At 39.8% G+C, this 18,191-nt stretch carries 15 protein-coding genes; 14 read left to right on the forward strand and 1 reads right to left on the reverse strand.

What is annotated here, in order from left to right:
• Positions 1 to 4 precede the first annotated feature (4 nt).
• The 13 genes from rsmH to ACHWSC_RS14480 all read left to right on the forward strand — a co-directional run bounded on the left by rsmH (position 5) and on the right by ACHWSC_RS14480 (position 16,566).
• Positions 5 to 919 carry a 16S rRNA (cytosine(1402)-N(4))-methyltransferase RsmH gene (rsmH, locus tag ACHWSC_RS14420; RefSeq protein ID WP_205399492.1) on the forward strand — a complete coding sequence of 305 codons (915 nt, stop codon included), beginning with the start codon at positions 5 to 7 and terminating at the stop codon, positions 917 to 919.
• A 15-nt stretch (positions 920 to 934) separates the two neighbouring features.
• Positions 935 to 1,348: an FtsL-like putative cell division protein gene (locus ACHWSC_RS14425; RefSeq protein ID WP_075991280.1), complete on the forward strand. Its 414-nt coding sequence runs from the start codon at positions 935 to 937 to the stop codon at positions 1,346 to 1,348.
• 8 nt (positions 1,349 to 1,356) lie between these two features.
• Positions 1,357 to 3,474 (forward strand): penicillin-binding protein, encoded by a 2,118-nt coding sequence (locus ACHWSC_RS14430; RefSeq protein WP_394677231.1) that lies wholly within the window; start codon positions 1,357 to 1,359, stop codon positions 3,472 to 3,474.
• Positions 3,474 to 4,934, forward strand: a complete 1,461-nt coding sequence (locus ACHWSC_RS14435) for a UDP-N-acetylmuramoyl-L-alanyl-D-glutamate--2,6-diaminopimelate ligase (protein ID WP_394677232.1) — start codon at positions 3,474 to 3,476, stop codon at positions 4,932 to 4,934. The genes ACHWSC_RS14430 and ACHWSC_RS14435 overlap by 1 nt, the downstream gene beginning before the upstream one ends.
• 4 nt (positions 4,935 to 4,938) lie before the next feature.
• Positions 4,939 to 6,183, forward strand: a complete 1,245-nt coding sequence (mraY, locus tag ACHWSC_RS14440; RefSeq protein ID WP_075991283.1) for a phospho-N-acetylmuramoyl-pentapeptide-transferase — start codon at positions 4,939 to 4,941, stop codon at positions 6,181 to 6,183.
• A 2-nt stretch (positions 6,184 to 6,185) separates the two neighbouring features.
• Positions 6,186 to 7,559: a UDP-N-acetylmuramoyl-L-alanine--D-glutamate ligase gene (gene murD, locus ACHWSC_RS14445; RefSeq protein ID WP_201668854.1), complete on the forward strand. Its 1,374-nt coding sequence runs from the start codon at positions 6,186 to 6,188 to the stop codon at positions 7,557 to 7,559.
• A gap of 30 nt (positions 7,560 to 7,589) precedes the next feature.
• The gene (locus ACHWSC_RS14450) at positions 7,590 to 8,789 is read left to right on the forward strand and encodes an FtsW/RodA/SpoVE family cell cycle protein (protein ID WP_394677233.1); all 1,200 of its coding nucleotides are present in this window, start codon (positions 7,590 to 7,592) and stop codon (positions 8,787 to 8,789) included.
• Between the two features lie 13 nt (positions 8,790 to 8,802).
• Positions 8,803 to 9,903, forward strand: coding sequence for an undecaprenyldiphospho-muramoylpentapeptide beta-N-acetylglucosaminyltransferase (murG, locus tag ACHWSC_RS14455; RefSeq protein ID WP_394677234.1), 1,101 nt, complete (start codon positions 8,803 to 8,805; stop codon positions 9,901 to 9,903).
• Positions 9,904 to 9,910: 7 nt separating this feature from the next.
• Positions 9,911 to 11,266 (forward strand): UDP-N-acetylmuramate--L-alanine ligase, encoded by a 1,356-nt coding sequence (gene murC, locus ACHWSC_RS14460; RefSeq protein WP_394677235.1) that lies wholly within the window; start codon positions 9,911 to 9,913, stop codon positions 11,264 to 11,266.
• Positions 11,259 to 12,095 carry a cell division protein FtsQ/DivIB gene (locus ACHWSC_RS14465; RefSeq protein WP_120335351.1) on the forward strand — a complete coding sequence of 279 codons (837 nt, stop codon included), beginning with the start codon at positions 11,259 to 11,261 and terminating at the stop codon, positions 12,093 to 12,095. Before murC ends, ACHWSC_RS14465 begins: the two co-directional genes overlap by 8 nt.
• A gap of 25 nt (positions 12,096 to 12,120) precedes the next feature.
• The gene (gene ftsA / locus ACHWSC_RS14470) at positions 12,121 to 13,497 is read left to right on the forward strand and encodes a cell division protein FtsA (RefSeq protein ID WP_120335352.1); all 1,377 of its coding nucleotides are present in this window, start codon (positions 12,121 to 12,123) and stop codon (positions 13,495 to 13,497) included.
• A 140-nt stretch (positions 13,498 to 13,637) separates the two neighbouring features.
• Complete coding sequence (gene ftsZ / locus ACHWSC_RS14475) at positions 13,638 to 15,335, forward strand: cell division protein FtsZ (RefSeq protein ID WP_120335353.1); 1,698 nt, start codon at positions 13,638 to 13,640, stop codon at positions 15,333 to 15,335.
• 88 nt (positions 15,336 to 15,423) lie between these two features.
• Positions 15,424 to 16,566 carry a sugar phosphate isomerase/epimerase gene (locus ACHWSC_RS14480; RefSeq protein ID WP_075991290.1) on the forward strand — a complete coding sequence of 381 codons (1,143 nt, stop codon included), beginning with the start codon at positions 15,424 to 15,426 and terminating at the stop codon, positions 16,564 to 16,566.
• A gap of 29 nt (positions 16,567 to 16,595) precedes the next feature.
• Here the strand turns inward: ACHWSC_RS14480 and ACHWSC_RS14485 are convergent, their stop codons facing one another.
• Positions 16,596 to 17,237, reverse strand: a complete 642-nt coding sequence (locus ACHWSC_RS14485) for a response regulator (RefSeq protein ID WP_394677236.1) — start codon at positions 17,235 to 17,237, stop codon at positions 16,596 to 16,598.
• A gap of 278 nt (positions 17,238 to 17,515) precedes the next feature.
• On the opposite strand from ACHWSC_RS14485, the gene mscL reads away from it, so the two are divergent.
• Complete coding sequence (gene mscL, locus ACHWSC_RS14490) at positions 17,516 to 17,923, forward strand: large-conductance mechanosensitive channel protein MscL (protein ID WP_046673978.1); 408 nt, start codon at positions 17,516 to 17,518, stop codon at positions 17,921 to 17,923.
• Positions 17,924 to 18,191 lie beyond the last annotated feature (268 nt).

The following is an 18,191-nucleotide window of genomic DNA, read 5'->3' on the forward strand; positions in this document are numbered from 1 at the left end:
GCGTATGGAGAATGTATATCATGTTCCGGTAATGTTGCAAGAATGCATGGATGCTTTGGCTATTAAGCCGAATGGTGTCTATGTGGATGTAACTTTTGGTGGTGGTGGTCATTCTCGGGAGATTTTGAAGAGATTGGGGCCAAAAGGGAAGCTGTTTGCTTTTGATCAGGATCCCGATGCATTGGAGAATGCAATTGACGATCCTCGTTTTACATTGATACATCAAAACTTTAGGTTTTTAAAGAATAGCCTTCGGTTGGAAGGAGTACGTTCTGTAGATGGTATTTTGGCAGATTTAGGTGTTTCCTCGCATCAATTTGATGCGGCTGATCGTGGGTTTTCTATTCGCTTTGACGCGGATCTGGATATGCGTATGGATCAAGTTGGTGATTTAGATGCGAAGTCACTTTTGGCGACCTATTCGGAGGAGGATCTTCACCGCATTTTTGGGATGTATGGTGAAATCATGAATGCCAAGTCGCTTGCGAAAACAATTGTTACTGCACGTTTGGCACAGCCAATCCAGACTGTTGCCGAATTGAAAGAGGTGATTCAACGGATGGTTCCGAAAGGTAAAGAACATAAGTATCATGCGCAGGTATTTCAGGCGCTTCGTATAGAAGTGAATCGCGAGCTGGAAGCCTTACAGGAATTTTTGTTGCAAACAGTTGATGTGTTACATGTTGAAGGTCGATTGGCGGTGATGTCCTATCACTCTCTGGAGGATCGTTTGGTCAAAAATTTTATGGCCAAAGGAAAGTTTAAAGGAGAAGTTGAAAAGGATTTTTTTGGAAATGAAATTAAGCCATTTCATGTGTTGAGCCGTAAAGCAATTACGGCATCTGCGCAAGAGTTGGCGGTAAATAATAGATCGCGCAGTGCGAAACTGCGTATTGCTGAAAAGTTGGATTTGTCTTAAAAATGGAGCGAGAGGATGAGCAGAAATACGATAAGACAGAAAGAATTGAGTGAAGAAGTTCAGGAGGAACTACAAGAAACTGTCGAAGAAAAGGCGGAACAAACAGAAGCGTTTATTAAAACGCTTTTTACCGTTGGAGACCTTTCGTTAAATAAAATATTGCAGTACTTGCCGTTTGGAGCCTTTATCGCTTTTCTGATGTTGTTGTATATTTCCAATCGTCATTTTGCAGAGCGAACTATTCGGAGTATCGATAAAGTGAGTAAAGAGGTGAAGGAATTGGGCTGGGATCATAAATCGCTCTCCGCCGAACTGATGAAAATGTCTACACAGACAGAAATTGCCAAACGTGTAGATTCGCTGGGATTGAAAGAGCGTGTGGAGCCACCGATCAAAGTTGAAGTTATAGAGAATAAGGAAGATAAATAGGAAGAGTTATGAGTATCAGAAATACGATTCTTGTTCGTGTCTATTTTGCTTTTGGGCTTATCGTACTACTTGCGTTTTTGGTATTTGGAAAAATGACAAAGTTGCAGTATGTCGATGGAGAGCATTGGAAAGCTTTAGCGGATAGCCTTTCTATTCAGGAACGAGAGGTGGAGGCTGCTCGTGGTAATATCTATTCAAATGACGGAAGCTTGTTGGCTACATCAGTGCCTGAATATGAGCTTCGTTTTGATGCAATGGCTATTCCGGAAGAGGGTGAAGAGTATTTCAATTTGAAAGTTGACTCCTTGGCTATTAAACTTGCTGATTTTTTTAAAGATAAATCATCGCGGCAGTATTTGACATTATTAAAACAGGCGCGCAATAAAAAACAACGCTACTTGTTGCTCAAACGTAATGTGTCACATCAGGATTTAAAACGGTTAAAACAATTTCCTTTACTGAAATCTGCTCGTGTCAACAAGGAACGTTTTCCAAGTTGTTTGATTACTGATAGGCAGAATAAGCGCATTTTACCTTTTGTCAATCTCGCTGCGAGAACCATCGGTTATAAAAATGTGAAAGAAGATATTCATGTTGGACTGGAAGGTGCGTATGGAGAATATATCGACGGAAAAAGCGGGAAGAGGTTAATGCAGCGTATTGCCGGTGGGGTATGGATTCCTGTCAACAAAGATATTGAGGTTGCCCCGGTTGATGGGTCTGATATTATCTCGACCATTGATGTGAATATGCAGGATATGGCGCAAAGGGCCCTGGAGAAGCAGATGATTACGAGTAACGCGGATGAGGGCTGTGTTGTGATGATGGAGGTGAAAACAGGAGAGGTGCGTGCGGTGGCAAATTTTATGCGTGATAAAGATGGGGTCTATCGTGAAAAGTTCAATCTTGCGATTGCGCAAAGTGCAGATCCAGGTTCAACATTTAAGTTGGCTTCTTATTTGGCTTTGATTGATGATAAGAAAATAGACTCGAGTACAACGGTGAATATTGGTAATGGTAATTGGCCAATTTACAAGCATACCATTCGTGATTCACATGCACCTAAGAAGTCTATAATTTCTGCGAAAAGGGCCTTTGAGGAATCGTCGAATGTGGGTGTTACTAAGTTTGTTTATCAGGCTTATAAAGATAACCCAGATCAGTTTACATCAAAACTGCATTCTTTTGGTTTTGGAAAAACGCTAGATCTGCAGATTCCGGGTGAAGGGGTACCCTTGGTGAAATCTTCGAAAAGTAAAAGCTGGAGTGGGTTGTCGCTGGTACAGATGGCTTACGGCTATGAAATGAAAATTACGCCATTGCAAACGTTGACATTTTATAATGCTGTCGCAAATAATGGTAAGTTGATAGCGCCGCTATTTGTTAAAGAAATTCGGCATTTAGGAAATACAATTCAAACGTTTCAAGCGAAAGTCATTAACGAAAAGATCGCCTCGGATCATGCTTTAGCAGAGGTGCGGGGAATGATGGAAGGTGTTATGACTGAAGGGACAGGTAGAAGTGTTGCTAGTCCATTGTATAGTTCTGGTGGTAAAACAGGTACAGCACAGATGGCTGATGGCTCGAGAGGGTACGGTGCTAGACGATATCAATCTTCATTCGCTGGGTATTTTCCAGCTGAAGATCCAAAATATTCCATTATTGTCGTGATTCGTAATCCGAGAAATGGATATTATGGTGCATCGATTGCAGGTCCTGTATTTAAAGAGCTTGCAGACATGGTATATGCAAACGATATGGAGATGGAGGGGAAAAAGACGTTTAAAGCAGTCAATGTGGGCGGAAGAATGCCATTGACTTTGCAGGGGTCGAAGGAAGCTAGTAAAAAAGTGTACGATAAATTGGGGATTAATACCGTGAATTGGGATACGATTGCGCGGGGAGAGGTGGATACCTCGACACGAGGCGTACCATTCATAGATTTAAAATATAAAGAAGGAATCGTTCCAAATGTTGTCGGAATGGGATTGATGGATGCTTTATATGTTGTGGAGAATGCAGGATTTAAAGCGCACGTGACAGGAAAAGGAAGAGTTGGAATGCAGTCGTTAGCTGCAGGACAGAAACTGGCTTTTGGAACGGCGATAAATTTAGAACTTAAGTAATGATGGATTTAAAAAAAGTATTGCATGCTATTCCTGTACAGCAGGTTGTAGGGAACCTTGAAGAGGTCGATGTGCACTCTTTGTGCTTTGATTCCAGAAAAGTGGAGTTGGGAAGTTTGTTTATCGCAGTGCGGGGTGTTCAAACAGATGGTCATTTGTTTGTAGACAAGGCAATTACTTCGGGAGCAAGAGCCGTTATTGTAGAGGAGTTGCCAAAAGAGACGTTAGACTCTGTTGCCTATATTTTAGTAGCCGATTCGGCATATGCTTTGGGTGTGGCTGCCGCTAATTTTTACAGAAATCCTTCGGAACAGCTGAAGTTGGTCGGTGTGACCGGCACAAATGGTAAAACGACAGTAGCTACATTGTTGTTTCAGCTGTTTACTGAGTTGGGCTACCATGTAGGCTTATTATCTACGGTGCAAAACCAGATTGGAACGAAGATTATACCAGCAACACATACAACACCAGACCCCATTCAATTGAACAAATTGTTACGGGATATGGTTGATGATGGCTGTGACTATGCATTTATGGAGGTTAGTTCACATGCTGTCGTTCAGGAACGTATTGCAGGCTTGGTGTTTGCGGGTGCAATATTCACAAATATTACGCATGATCACCTTGATTTTCATAAAACTTTTGATAACTATATTAAAGCGAAAAAGAAGTTTTTTGATGATTTGGATGCGAATGCTTTTGCTTTGACGAATGCTGACGATAGAAATGGCCAGGTCATGCTTCAAAATACAGTGGCACATCGGAAAAGCTATGGCTTGCGTTCTGGTGCAGATTTTAAAGCAAAGGTGATCGAAAGCCATTTCGATGGTATGTTGATGAGTGTTGACGGACAGGAAGTATGGGTGAAATTGATCGGCGATTTCAATGCATATAACCTTTTGGCGGTTTATGCTGCCGCTATCTTGCTTGAGCAGGAAACGGTGAAAGTGTTGACCGCACTTAGTACCTTGAAAGGAGCAGAAGGACGATTTGAAACGATGAAATCGGCTTCGGGTGTTTTTGGAATTGTAGACTACGCGCATACACCTGATGCGATTGAAAATGTGTTGAAGACTATAAGTTCATTGCGACGCCCAGAGCAAAAAATCATTACGGTGTTAGGATGCGGCGGCGATCGGGATAAGACCAAAAGACCTGAAATGGCAGAGGCGGCTCTGCGTTATAGTGACCGTTTTTTAATTACATCTGATAATCCGCGGACGGAAGATCCTTATCAGATTATTAGAGATATCGAGGCTGGTGTGGCAGCAGACCAAAAGGCGAAGACGCTTTCTATAGCGGATCGTAAAGAAGCCATACGCACAGCATATCAGCTGGCTAATCCGGGAGATATTATCCTAGTGGCAGGAAAAGGGCATGAGAAATATCAAGATGTAAATGGTGTGAAACATCATTTTGATGATAAAGAAGTTTTAGAGAATACATTTAACGAACAATAGAAATATGTTGTACCATCTTTTTACGTGGCTTAGCGAATATATTCATATACCTGGAGGAGGTTTGTTTCAATACATCTCCTTTCGGACATCTATGGCTGTAATCGCTTCATTGATTATTACCACGGTTTTTGGGGGAAAATTGATTCAATTCTTGCATAATAAGCAAGTTGGAGAGACAATTCGTGATTTGGGGCTTGAAGGAGAAAAAAAGAAAGCTGGTACGCCAACGATGGGTGGGATCATCATCATTGCAGGTATCCTTATCCCGACCTTGTTATTTGCAAAATTGACGAATATCTATGTGATTATCATGATCGTGACAACACTTTGGATGGGTGCAATTGGATTTTTAGATGATTATATAAAGGTTTTTAGACATAATAAAGAGGGCCTAGCTGGTAAGTTTAAGGTTGTTGGACAAGTTGGCTTGGGAGCCATAATTGCTTGTACGATGTACTTTCATCCGGATATCGTTGTTCGAAAAGGGGTGGATAAACCAACCTCTACCAAGCCCGTTGAAGTGGTTATCAATGAAGGCACAGGTGAGAAGACCTATGCTGAAAACGTGAAATCATCTAAGACAAATATTCCGTTTTATAAAAATAACGAGTTTGATTATGCTAAGGTGTTTAAAATATTCGGACTACAGAGCGATTATCTGACTTTCGTCGTCTTTTTAGTTGTCGTTATTTTTATCGTTACGGCAGTTTCAAACGGCGCAAATATTACGGACGGTATCGATGGTTTAGCCACGAGTACATCCGCTATCATTGGTGTTACTTTAGCCATTTTGGCGTACGTGTCAGGTAACGTAATCTTTTCAGATTACCTCAATATTATGTATATCCCCAATTCCGGAGAACTCGTGATTTTCGCCGGGGCATTTGTGGGGGCTTGCGTAGGTTTCTTATGGTATAACACGTATCCTGCACAGGTTTTTATGGGTGATACGGGAAGTTTGGCAATAGGAGGTATAATTGCTGCTTTTGCTATCCTGATTCGGAAAGAACTGTTGATTCCGATTTTATGTGGTGTATTTCTGTTGGAAAACCTGTCGGTTATTCTTCAAGTGTCGTATTTCAAATACACGAAGAAGAAATATGGTGAGGGTAGACGGATCTTTTTGATGTCGCCATTACATCACCATTTTCAGAAGAAGGGGTATCACGAAGCGAAAATTGTAACACGTTTTGTTATTGTAGGAATCATATTGGCCATTCTTACTATTGTAACATTGAAAATTAGATAATGATGTCAAACATTGCAACAATATATTATCCTCAATCTGGACGTTTGGTCATTTTAGGCGCCGGCGAAAGCGGTGTTGGAACGGCTATTCTTGGAAAAGAAAAGGGATTTGATGTATTTGTATCAGATAAAGGACTGATTGCGGACCACTATAAGGAACAATTGAAAGCCGAGGGAATAGCTTTTGAAGAAGGTAACCACGATGAAGAACGGATTTTGAATGCCGCTTTGGTTGTGAAGAGCCCCGGTATTCCAGAGACGGTGCCTTTGGTGGTCGCTCTGAAAGCAAAGAATATACCCGTGATTGCAGAAATTGAATTTGCTGCACAATACACCGACGCAAAGTTAATCTGTATTACAGGATCAAACGGAAAGTCTACGACGACGATGTTGACTTATGAAATGCTTAAGCATGGCGGCTTGAATGTGGGATTGGCCGGTAATATCGGAAAGAGCTTTGCGCTTCAGGTAGCTAAAGAACAGTTTGATTGCTATGTCTTGGAAATATCAAGCTTTATGCTGGATGATATGTATCATTTTAGAGCAGATGTTGCTGTTATATTGAATATTACGCCTGATCATTTGGATCGCTATGACCATAAAATGGAAAATTATGTGGATTCAAAATTCAGGATGATTCAGAATCAAACGGAGAACGATTATTTTATATACTGTCTGGACGATCCAGAAACAATTAAAGGATTGGAAAGACATCATAGTAAAGGGACCTATTTGCCTTTTACACAGGAACAACTTGTTGAATTGGGCGCTTATTTAAATGCCAATAAAACAATAATTATTAATACACCAAATAACGATACATTCACTATGAGAGCTGAGGAATTGTCATTGCAGGGGAAGCATAATATTTATAATAGCATGGCTTCTGGGTTAATTGCGAAAGTGCAGGAATTGAGAAATCAAGTGATGAAAGAGAGCATGGGCTCGTATGTGAATATTCCACATCGCCTGGAACATGTAGCCTGTATCGGCGGTGTGAATTACATTAACGATTCAAAGGCAACGAATGTAAATTCGGTATGGTATGCTTTGGAAAGTTTCTCTACACCAATCGTATTGTTATTAGGTGGTGTAGATAAGGGAAATGATTACAGTATGCTTGCTGATTTGGTCAAAGACAAAGTACGCGCTATTGTTTGTTTGGGAAAAGATACGGCAGCAATTCATAAAGCATTTGAACAAGATGTGGAGATTATTGTCAACAGTACCTCCATGCAAGATGCCGTGGTATTGTCTTCACACCTGGCCCAAAAAGGTGATACCGTCTTATTGTCTCCTGCTTGTGCTAGTTTTGATTGGTTCAAAAACTATGAAGATCGTGGCGATAAATTTAAAGCGGCTGTAATGGAATTATAAATGGTGTAACCCAATAAGAGGAGGAAGGATATGCTACAGAATATAATGTCTAAATTGAAGGGTGATCGATGGATATGGATCATTGTGATTATCTTATCGGGATGGTCACTCTTGGCTGTATACAGTTCGGTGGGTACATTGGCGTATAAAGAAGGGAAGGGAACAGAAATGTATTTGTTAAAGCACTTCTCTATTATCGCCATTGGGTTTATCCTCATGTATCTTTCCCATAAATTGGATTATCGGTATTACGCTGGTATATCCAAAATAATGATGGGCATTACAATTCCCCTATTGCTGTTTACCTTATTGTTTGGTAGCAAAGTTAACGAGGCTAGTCGTTGGTTGACTATTCCAGGTATCGGTTTAACTTTTCAGACTTCAGATTTAGCAAAGTTGTCTCTCATCGTCTTTCTAGCACGGATGTTATCCCGGAAACAGGAAGAGATTAAAGATGTAAAAAAGTCGTTCTTACCTATTATGGGCTCGGTATGTGGTGTGTTTATTCTGATTGCCTTGGCCAACTTATCTACGGCATTAATGTTGTTTGGAGTTAGTGTTTTATTGCTGTTGATCGGTCGTATTAGTTTTAAACAAATTGCAATTGTCTGTTGTGGTGGCGGTGTTCTCCTAATGATGGTTATCTTCTTTGGTCCACGTAGGGCAACCTATATCAGTCGGGTAAAATCTTTTTTTCATACTGAAAAAGTGGAGAAATCGGTATCCTTCCAAGATGATAAAAATTATCAGGCAAACAATGCGAAAATTGCGATAGCAACTGGAGGGCTTTTTGGAAAAGGACCTGGAAATAGCGTGCAGCGTAATGTGTTGCCGCATCCTTACTCAGATTTTATATATGCTATTATTATAGAGGAATACGGGACAGTCGGTGGGGTAATACTGCTATTTCTATATCTCGCCTTTATGTATCGATGTATACGTATTGTCACGATGAGTCCCAAAGCTTTCGGTACTTTTCTGGCAGCGGGTTTGGGATTTAGTTTGACGATTCAGGCCCTAGCAAATATGGCTGTTGCTGTAGGCTTAGGACCAGTTACTGGGGTCCCGCTTCCACTAGTGAGTATGGGAGGAACATCTATTTTATTTACGAGTGTCGCTTTAGGAATTATCCTGAGTGTGAGCAGAAATATTGAAGAATTAAAAGGTAAAGAAGAGCTGGATGAAAAGCCTAAACCGAAAAAAGTGGTTATAGGATCAATTCCAGCATAATAAAAAATTAAGCATGGCAATTCGTGTAATTATTAGTGGTGGTGGAACCGGAGGACATATCTTTCCGGCGATTTCAATTGCAAATGCACTGAAGGCAATGGATCCTGCAAATGAAATTCTATTTGTGGGTGCCAATGGCCGGATGGAAATGGATAAAGTGCCAGCTGCCGGTTATCAAATTATTGGACTTGATATCCAGGGGATCAATAGAAAACAGCTGTGGAAAAATATCTTTTTGCCGTTTAAACTTATGAAAAGCTTGAATATGGCAAAAAGTGTAATTAAGGATTTTAGACCGGATGTGGCTGTAGGTGTAGGCGGCTTTGCCTCCGGACCTTTGTTAATGATGGCGAATAAATTGGGCGTGCCAACTGTTGTGCAGGAACAAAATTCCTATGCAGGTGTGACCAATAAAAAAGTTGGGGCAAAGGCAGCAAAGATATGTGTCGCCTATGAGGGGATGGAGCAATTTTTTCCTGCTGAGAAAGTATTACTCACTGGGAACCCAATAAGACGTGAGTCTATAGCGATTGCAGGGAAAAGAGAAGAAGCTTTAACGTTCTTTGGGTTAGATCCACGCAAAAAGACAATTTTGGTACTCGGCGGTAGTTTGGGGGCTAAAACATTAAATGAAAGTGTCGTTGCTTACCTTAATGAACTGAAGGAAGAAGTGCAGGTGATTTGGCAATGCGGTAGTTTCTACGTTGAAAAGTTACGGGAAGAGTTAAAGGGTCAGCTGCCCGACAACATTAAGATGTTGGCCTTTTTACAGCGTATGGATTATGCGTATGCTGCAGCAGATTTAATTATTAGCCGCGCTGGAGCTGGTACGATTTCTGAGCTCTGTGTAGTCGGTAAGCCTGTTATTCTTGTGCCTTCGCCTAATGTGGCCGAAGATCATCAGACCAAAAATGCAATGGCATTGGTCAATAAGGGGGCTGCGTTATTGGTTAAGGATAGTGATGCAAAGAAAGACCTGGTGCCTGCTGCTTTAACTTTATTAAAAGACGCCGATCGTGTCGCACAATTAAGTGAAAATATTAAAAAACTCGGTAAGTTGAATGCTGACGTGCAGATTGCCGAGGAGGTGTATAAATTGGTTAATAAAAAATAGACGAAGTATGAATCTAGATGCAATAAAACAAGTTTACTTGATCGGAATAGGTGGTATAGGCATGAGTGGTCTTGCGCGCTATTTTAAGCATTTGGGCTGTGAGGTGAATGGATATGACCGTACAGAAACTGAGCTGACTAAAACCTTAGTGAAGGAAGGAATCGCGATCTCATATCAGGATGATATCAATACGATTGATGCTATTTTTCACGTACCTACAGCGGAGACATTAGTCATTTTTACACCAGCCATTCCTAAAGATTCGAAGATTAAAGCTTTTTTGGAATCCCAAGGACATATACTATATAAGAGATCGCAGGTTTTGGGGATCATTAGTGAGAGTAGATTTACGGTCGCTGTTGCCGGTACACATGGTAAAACGACAACTTCTACAATGGTGGCACATGTATTGAAAGATTCGGGTTACGACTGTTCTGCCTTTTTGGGCGGAATCAGTTCTAATTACGGTACCAATGTGCTTTATGGAAATAATAATACAGTTGTGGTTGAGGCTGATGAGTTTGATCGCTCATTTCTGACGCTTCACCCCAATATCGCAATAGTAACTTCTTCTGATGCGGATCATTTGGACATTTATGGAGATCGCAGCCATCTGCTCGAATCATTCCAATTGTTCTTGGATAAAGTAGTTGAAGGAGGTACACGTATTATAAAAAAAGGCCTCGAGTTTGCTGGGCAAATAAGTTATTCAGGCCATGAAATCGCTGATGCATATGCTTCCAATGTGCATGTACGCGACGGAGAGTTCTTTTTTGACTACCAAGATACCAACGGGCGGATAGATGATATCCATTTAGGTATTCCTGGTACCCACAATGTTGAAAATGCGGTAGCCGCGATTGCAGTAGCCCGTTTACTTGGGATTGAAAATGAAGCGATCAAGAAGGCATTGACAACATTCAAAGGAGTAAAAAGAAGGTTTGAATATATTGTCCGTAAACCTGGAACGGTGTATATCGATGACTATGCGCACCATCCAGAGGAACTGCGTGCATTTTTAACTTCGATGCGTAAATTGTATCCTACAAAAAAACTAAATGTGGTCTTTCAGCCGCATTTATTTACCCGTACACGGGATTTTGTGGATGGTTTCGCAGAGGTACTGTCCATGGCAGACAATCTGTTGTTAATGGAAATTTATCCAGCTCGGGAACTTCCAATTGAAGGGGTCAATTCGAGTTGGTTATTGGATAAAATTACGGCAGAGAAAAAACAGCTTGTAACTGCAGAAGAAGTCTTGGAATTCGCACGCGATGAAAAGCCGGAACTGATTGTTACAGTTGGGGCAGGTGATATTGATAAATTGGTTAAACCGTTACAGGAAATTTTAGGGCATGCTTAAAAAATTACGTAACATACAATGGAATCGTGTACTCTACTTTACGCTGTTTTTTATCGGCGTAATAGTTGTCGTCGTGATTATGACTATTGTGGGGAAACGTGATGAGCAGCAGGTTTGTAAAGATATTAAAATTGTCATTGAAGGCACAGAAGCTTTTATTGATCAGGCTGATATCTCCAAACTGATAGAACAAAACTATGGTAGTTTTGCGGGAAAGAAAGTCAATGGAATTCCCTTTCAAAAGGTTGAAAAAACCTTGCGCAAATTACCTTATGTTTCCGATGCTAGTATACATGCCGATATGGATGGTACGATCAGAATTAATATTAGTCAGCGCGAGGCTGTCATGCGGGTCATCAACAAAAATGGAAAGGAATTTTATGTGGACCCCAATGGGTTGAAGATACCGACAACGTTGAAGTATATACCGCATATCATGGTTGCAACGGGTAACATCGCAGAAGGATATAATGAAGCACTTGATACCATATCAACGCCCTTGGTTAAAGATTTGGTGAAGGTTATTGAGTTTATCAAAAACGATGAATTATGGAGTAATCAAGTTGTGCAGATCTATGTCAACGGGGATAAGGACATTGAACTTGTGCCTCGTATAGGGACACAGCAGTTGATTGTTGGATCAGCAGATTCATTGGAACAAAAATTTGAATTATTAAAGACCTTTTATACGCAGATCATGCCAAAAGTGGGTATAAATGCTTATGGTGTTGTCAACGTAAAATATGGAGGTCAGATTATCTGTGAAAAGAGGGGAAACTGGAGTTTTTCAGATGATCAAACAAAAAAAGTAGCAAATAATACATTATAGTAATACAGCAACAATACAGGAAATTATGAACTCAAAGGCAGCAGAAATTGAAAGAGAAAACCCAATTATCGTGGGACTCGATATTGGTACTACCAAAATTTGTGTTACGGTTGGGAGACGTAGCTCAGGAAACAAAATTGAATTATTAGGTGTGGGCAAAGCTGACTCTGCAGGTGTAAGCAGGGGGGTGGTTGCTAATATCCAGAAAACTGTGGGAAGCATTTTAGAGGCTGTCGAGATAGCCGAAGCACAGTCCAATGTGGATATTAAAGTGGTGAATGTGGGAATTGCTGGCCAACACATCAAAAGTATTCAACACCGTGGAATATTTACCAAAACTGATGGTGATGATGAAATCATTCGACGCGATATCGAACGACTGATTTCGGATATGTATAAACTGGTACTGCCTCCAGGAGAAGAAATTATACATGTTTTACCACAAGAGTTTACGGTAGATAACGAACCCGGAATTCGCGAACCAATCGGTATGGCTGGTCGTCGTATTGAAGCAAATTTTCATATTATATCGGGACGTGTAACGGATATTAAAAATATCAAGAAATGTATTGATAATTCCAATCTGGAAGTTGCTGAATTAATTCTCGAGCCTTTAGCGTCTTCCGAAGCTGTATTGGATGAAGACGAAAAAAATGCTGGTGTTGTATTAGTGGATATCGGTGGTGGAACCACGGATGTTGCCATCTTCCATGAAGGAATTATTCGTCACACTGCTGTGATTCCTTTAGGCGGTAATATTGTAACGGAAGATATTCGTCAGGGATGTTCTGTTTTGCGTTCTCAGGCTGAATTGTTGAAAACTCGTTTCGGATCGGCTCTAGCTGATGAAAATAAAGAAAATGAGGTGATTTGTGTGCCAGGATTGAAAGGTCGTGAACCAAAGGAAATTTCCGTTAAAAATTTGGCTTATATTATTCAAGCTAGAATGGAAGAAATTATTGAGCACGTGTACTATGAAATCAAATCTTCTGGATATGAAAATAAACTGATCGGTGGTATTGTTATTACCGGTGGTGGTGCTCAATTAAAACATTTGGTACAACTTGTTGAGTATATCACTGGAATAGATTGTCGTATCGGATTTCCGAATGAATATCTTTCTAAGAATGAGGTTTTACCAAAACCGTTGTTTGAAGAATTGAAAAGTCCTTTGTATGCAACAAGTATTGGCTTGTTGATTAAGGGAATTCAATCCCATGAGGAAGAAGAAGATAGCCGTAGAGAAATGCACGCCCCATCGAAAAAAGTGCAGGCTGCTGCGGTGACAACAAAAGAGGTTTCTGAACAACAACAAAAAGAGCAAGGATTATTGTCATGGTTCAAACGTTTTATCAAAGACGGTAACGAAATCGATGACGCAAGTTTTTTAGATAAGAAGTAAGTTTTCCACAATAATTGAAGTTTTCCACAATTTAACAAATGTGGAAAACTTTTGTTGAAATTATATTATTATTACATTACATATAGTGGGTTTGATTCGTTTTGATATCATCTTCATTGTAAGTTAAATAGGGATAAGTTATGTCAATACAGTTTGAAATGTTAAAAGAACAATCTTCAATAATCAAGGTTATTGGGGTTGGTGGTGGTGGCGGCAATGCCGTAAACCACATGTATAAACAAGGAATTAGTGGGGTAGATTTTATCGTGTGTAATACTGATGCGCAAGCATTGGAATTGAGCCCGATCCCAAATAAAGTTCAATTGGGAATAAGTCTAACCGAAGGTATGGGAGCAGGAGCAGATCCTGATGTAGGTGAAAATTCAGCAATCGAAAGTATTGAAGATATCAAACGTATGTTAGGTACCAATACCAAGATGTTGTTTATTACAGCTGGTATGGGTGGTGGTACCGGTACTGGTGCTAGTCCCGTATTGGCGAAAGCTGCCAAAGAATTGGGTATTTTAACTGTTGCGATTATTACTACACCATTTACATTTGAAGGTAAACGCCGTCGTTCTCAAGCGGAGGAAGGACTTTCGGAATTACGTAAATATGTAGACTCTTATCTTGTTATTTCTAACGATCGTTTGCGTGAAATCTTCGGGAATCTAACGATGACAGCTGCTTTCGCGAAAGCGGATGATATTTTAACTACCGCTGCAAAAGGTATTGCCGAAATTATTACGATCCCTGGTTATGTAAACGTCGATTTTAAAGACGTACGTACCGTCATGAATGATAGCGGTGTTGCTATTATGGGTAACGCAATAGCTGAAGGTGAAGACCGTGCATTACGCGCTGTAGAAGGTGCTTTGGCTTCGCCTTTATTGAAAGACAATGAGATCGAAGGCGCTCGCTATATTTTATTGAATATTACTTCTGGAACAAAAGAAGTAACAATGGATGAGGTGGCAATCATTACGGATTACATTCAGGAAAAAGCTGGTCTGTCAGCTGATTTGATCTGGGGTAACTGTATTGACGAGAACTTTGAGGATGAGTTGTCAGTAACAATTATTGCTACTGGTTTTCAAACATCTGAAGAACGCGATAAAGAACGTGAAAATACAAAGGTGTCTATGCCCTTAACTGCTGAACCTGCTAATTCTTTTATCAAACCTGTTTCTCAGGTAGCACCAAGAGAAGTTCCTGCTACGAATAGTTTCGTGACTCCGGTTCAACGTGTGGATACACCAGTTCCTTCTTCAAATACGCAAACTCCAAATAATTTGCAATCTGATTTGTTCACTTCACCAAGAAATGCTGTGCAACAACAGGTGGCTGTTGAGGAACCTCAAGTTATACGTCATGATTTAGGTTTTGATGGTGGTTATGAAGAGGAGACTTCATTTGGAGACAATGATTTTCAACTGAAAACTTCGCCATCTGTGTTTCAATTCCAGATGCCAACAGTCTTCGATTCTTATACAGCACCTTCAGCTTCAGCATATGAGGAGAAACCTACTTTTTCATCAAGTACAACAAATGAACAAGTAGAAGTCCCGCAAGTGGAAGAAGAACAGGTGTCGTTTGAAGATCAACTGGTTCGTACGAAAGAGCGTATTTTGCGTCTTAAAGAATTAAGCATGAAATTGAAGTCTTCTAATGGTCTACATGAGTTGGAAAATGAGCCTGCTTATAAGAGAAAACAAATGTCATTGGAAGATACACCGCATTCTTCACAATCTCAGGTGTCTCGTTTTACACTTTCTTTTGAAGATGGAAATACTGAAATCAGACCGAACAATTCTTTTCTACATGACAATGTAGACTAGTTGATTCACCATAAAATAACAAAAAGCCATCCAATCGGATGGCTTTTTTAGTATCTTTAAATACCGAAATAAGACAATTATACAAGCTATGACGACAAAATTAAATAACCCTGTATGGGTAATGAGTTCTGCATTTGATAAATTATCCTTACCGGAGTTGATTCAGACGACCAAAAGAATCGGGGCGGGGGGGATAGACCTCTGTGTGTTTAGAAAAGATGGTACCCGAGAAGATCATACCGCAACACATTTGGATTATGATGATTTTACTCCTGCAAAAGCGAGGGAAATAATTGAGCTGTTCAATCAGGCTGATTTAAAACTTTCGCTTGGTGCTTTTGAAAATATGATTGGTGGTGATCCTGAGCAACGTGTGAAGAATCAAAATCATTTATTGAAATTGATCCGTATTGCACATTTGCTTGGTGGTGATGCAAATAACGTCAAGGTAGGAACATTCGTTGGATATAATCACGAATTGGGCAATCAAATTGATGGATTTCAAAAAAATCTTGAAGAATACAAACGTGTATTTGCTCCCATTGTTAATTATGCAGAGAGTTTAGGTGTAACCATCCTCTATGAGAACTGCCCAATGGAAGGATGGCGCTCATCACGTTATAGCTCTACCTATAACAATCTTCCCGCTGTGCTGGCTGCTCGTAAATTAATGTATGCGATGATTCCGAGTAAAGCTCATGGTGAGATTTATGATCCTTCACATGATGTTTGGCAAAATACAAATCCGATTGAGGTTATTCGTAATACAGACATCAGCCGCTTACAGCGTATACATGTGAAGACTACACGTAATTTACAGACCGCTGCACGTATTGATTGGGGTGGAATGTACCCTATGCAGCATGTTGATGCTGAATTGGCTAAAAAGGCCAACGTAAGTATTCCTGGGCATGACTGGGATAGACATCACTATGAAGCAATGTTACCAGGATTTGGTGGATCCGATAGCATGGATTGGCGAGGCTTTGTTGACTTATTGCAAGAACGTGGTTTCAGTGGTCCCTTTGAGATCGAAAACGAAGCTAAGAATTCGAAAGATACAGGTGATTTTTCTGCAACGGTTCAAGGATTTACGACCTGCCTCAACTTTTTAGCACCGATGTTATGGGATTTAGAAGCAGAGGTGGGGTATTCTTATAAGAAATCTCAACCTTTAAAAGATCTGAATGTAAAAGATGTTCCAGTTGTTACGATGGATGAGTTAATTTAGTAGGATAAAAATGCACTCCAACAAAATGACTAGTTGTTGGAGTGTATTCTGAAAAGTTCAATAAGTTCAGGAATATTAGAAACATTGAGTTTTTCAAAGATTCTGCTTTTATACGTGCTCACTGTTGAAGGGCTTAACTCCAACAAGCTAGATACTTCAATAATCCCCAGTCCCTTTATTAATTGTTTAGCAACGTCCACCTCTCTATTTGACAGACGTGCCAACGGATTTAGTTTCGTCAGTTCAGACTTACTCTGTGTCAATTTCTGAATATATAGATCCTGTACATTGCTTGACATATATTTCCCTCTATCCTGAATAGCCAGAATAGCATTGGAAAGTTCAGCCATTGCTGTTGTTTTGTTGAGGTAGCCTACCGCTCCTGCTTCGATATAGCGCAGAGCATATAGTGATTCGTCATAAGACGAGAAAATCAAAATTTTGATACTTGGTCGAATTTGAAGGATCTCCTCAACGACGCGTATATTATTTCCTCCCGGCATATTAATGTCCAACAATAACAGGTCGAAATCCTCTACATTTATTTTTTCAAGAACCTCGTCAAAGGTTTCAGCTTGGAATATTTCTGCCTTTTGAAGAGTTTCTTTAATAATAACGGAGGCTCCTAACCGTACAATACCGTGGTCGTCTGCTATAAGAATCTTTTTCATAGATATGCTATCTGATGCTGGGCTTTAATTACCGTATGAAATAAAGTACTAACAATATACAATATATCTTGATATTTTACTAGTTAACGCGCAAATATAAGAAATTAAGTTAATAAAAATTGGGGCGGTGCGAGTTGCGTGTCTTTTTATATAAAATAGGACATAGGCTAGAAAATATAGCACAATATAAGTTTAACGATAAAAAATTGGCATATTTTAATTAGATTTATGTGACAATTACTAGTTTTGTCATAATTTATGGACTAAAAAATTTAAATATGGGATTTTTAAAAGAGTTTAAAGAGTTTGCAATGCGCGGCAGCGTGGTCGATCTAGCTGTCGGTGTTGTTATCGGTGGAGCCTTTGGTAAAATTGTCACCTCATTGGTTGACGATATTATCATGCCGCCCATTGGTTATTTAACAGGCGGTGTTGATTTTTCATCCAAAAAATTGATTTTGAAGGCCGCTGATGAAGCTACTAAACAAGCTGAAGTTTCCATTAATTATGGAAACTTTATTAATGTGGTTATTCAATTTTTAATTGTAGCATTCTGTATCTTTTGTGTTATTAAAGCTTTGAATTCATTGAAACGTAAAGAGGAAGCAGCTCCGGCAGCACCTGCAGCACCGACGAAAGAAGAAACACTTTTGACTGAGATCAGGGATATTCTGAAAAATAAATAGTGTAAGGTATATACTTCATTTATAAAAATCAGCACAGTCAAACTGTGCTGATTTTTATTTTATGGTAGTTGAAAAATTGTTTTTTGAAGCTGTAGCTGAATAAATTAGCTTGTCTGCTTCACATTAACTTTAAATGTTCGTAATATTGTTTGTTTTTGTCTAAAATAAACTTTACTTTTGCATTCCTCTTGGGGAGTTTTGTATTAATTGAAGTAAGAACAAATTAGCATAATAGCGTCATGAAAAGAACATTTCAGCCATCGCAAAG

Origin of the sequence: uncultured Sphingobacterium sp. (genome assembly GCF_964277905.1) — a bacterium.
GTDB classification, from domain to species: Bacteria; Bacteroidota; Bacteroidia; order Sphingobacteriales; family Sphingobacteriaceae; genus Sphingobacterium; species Sphingobacterium siyangense.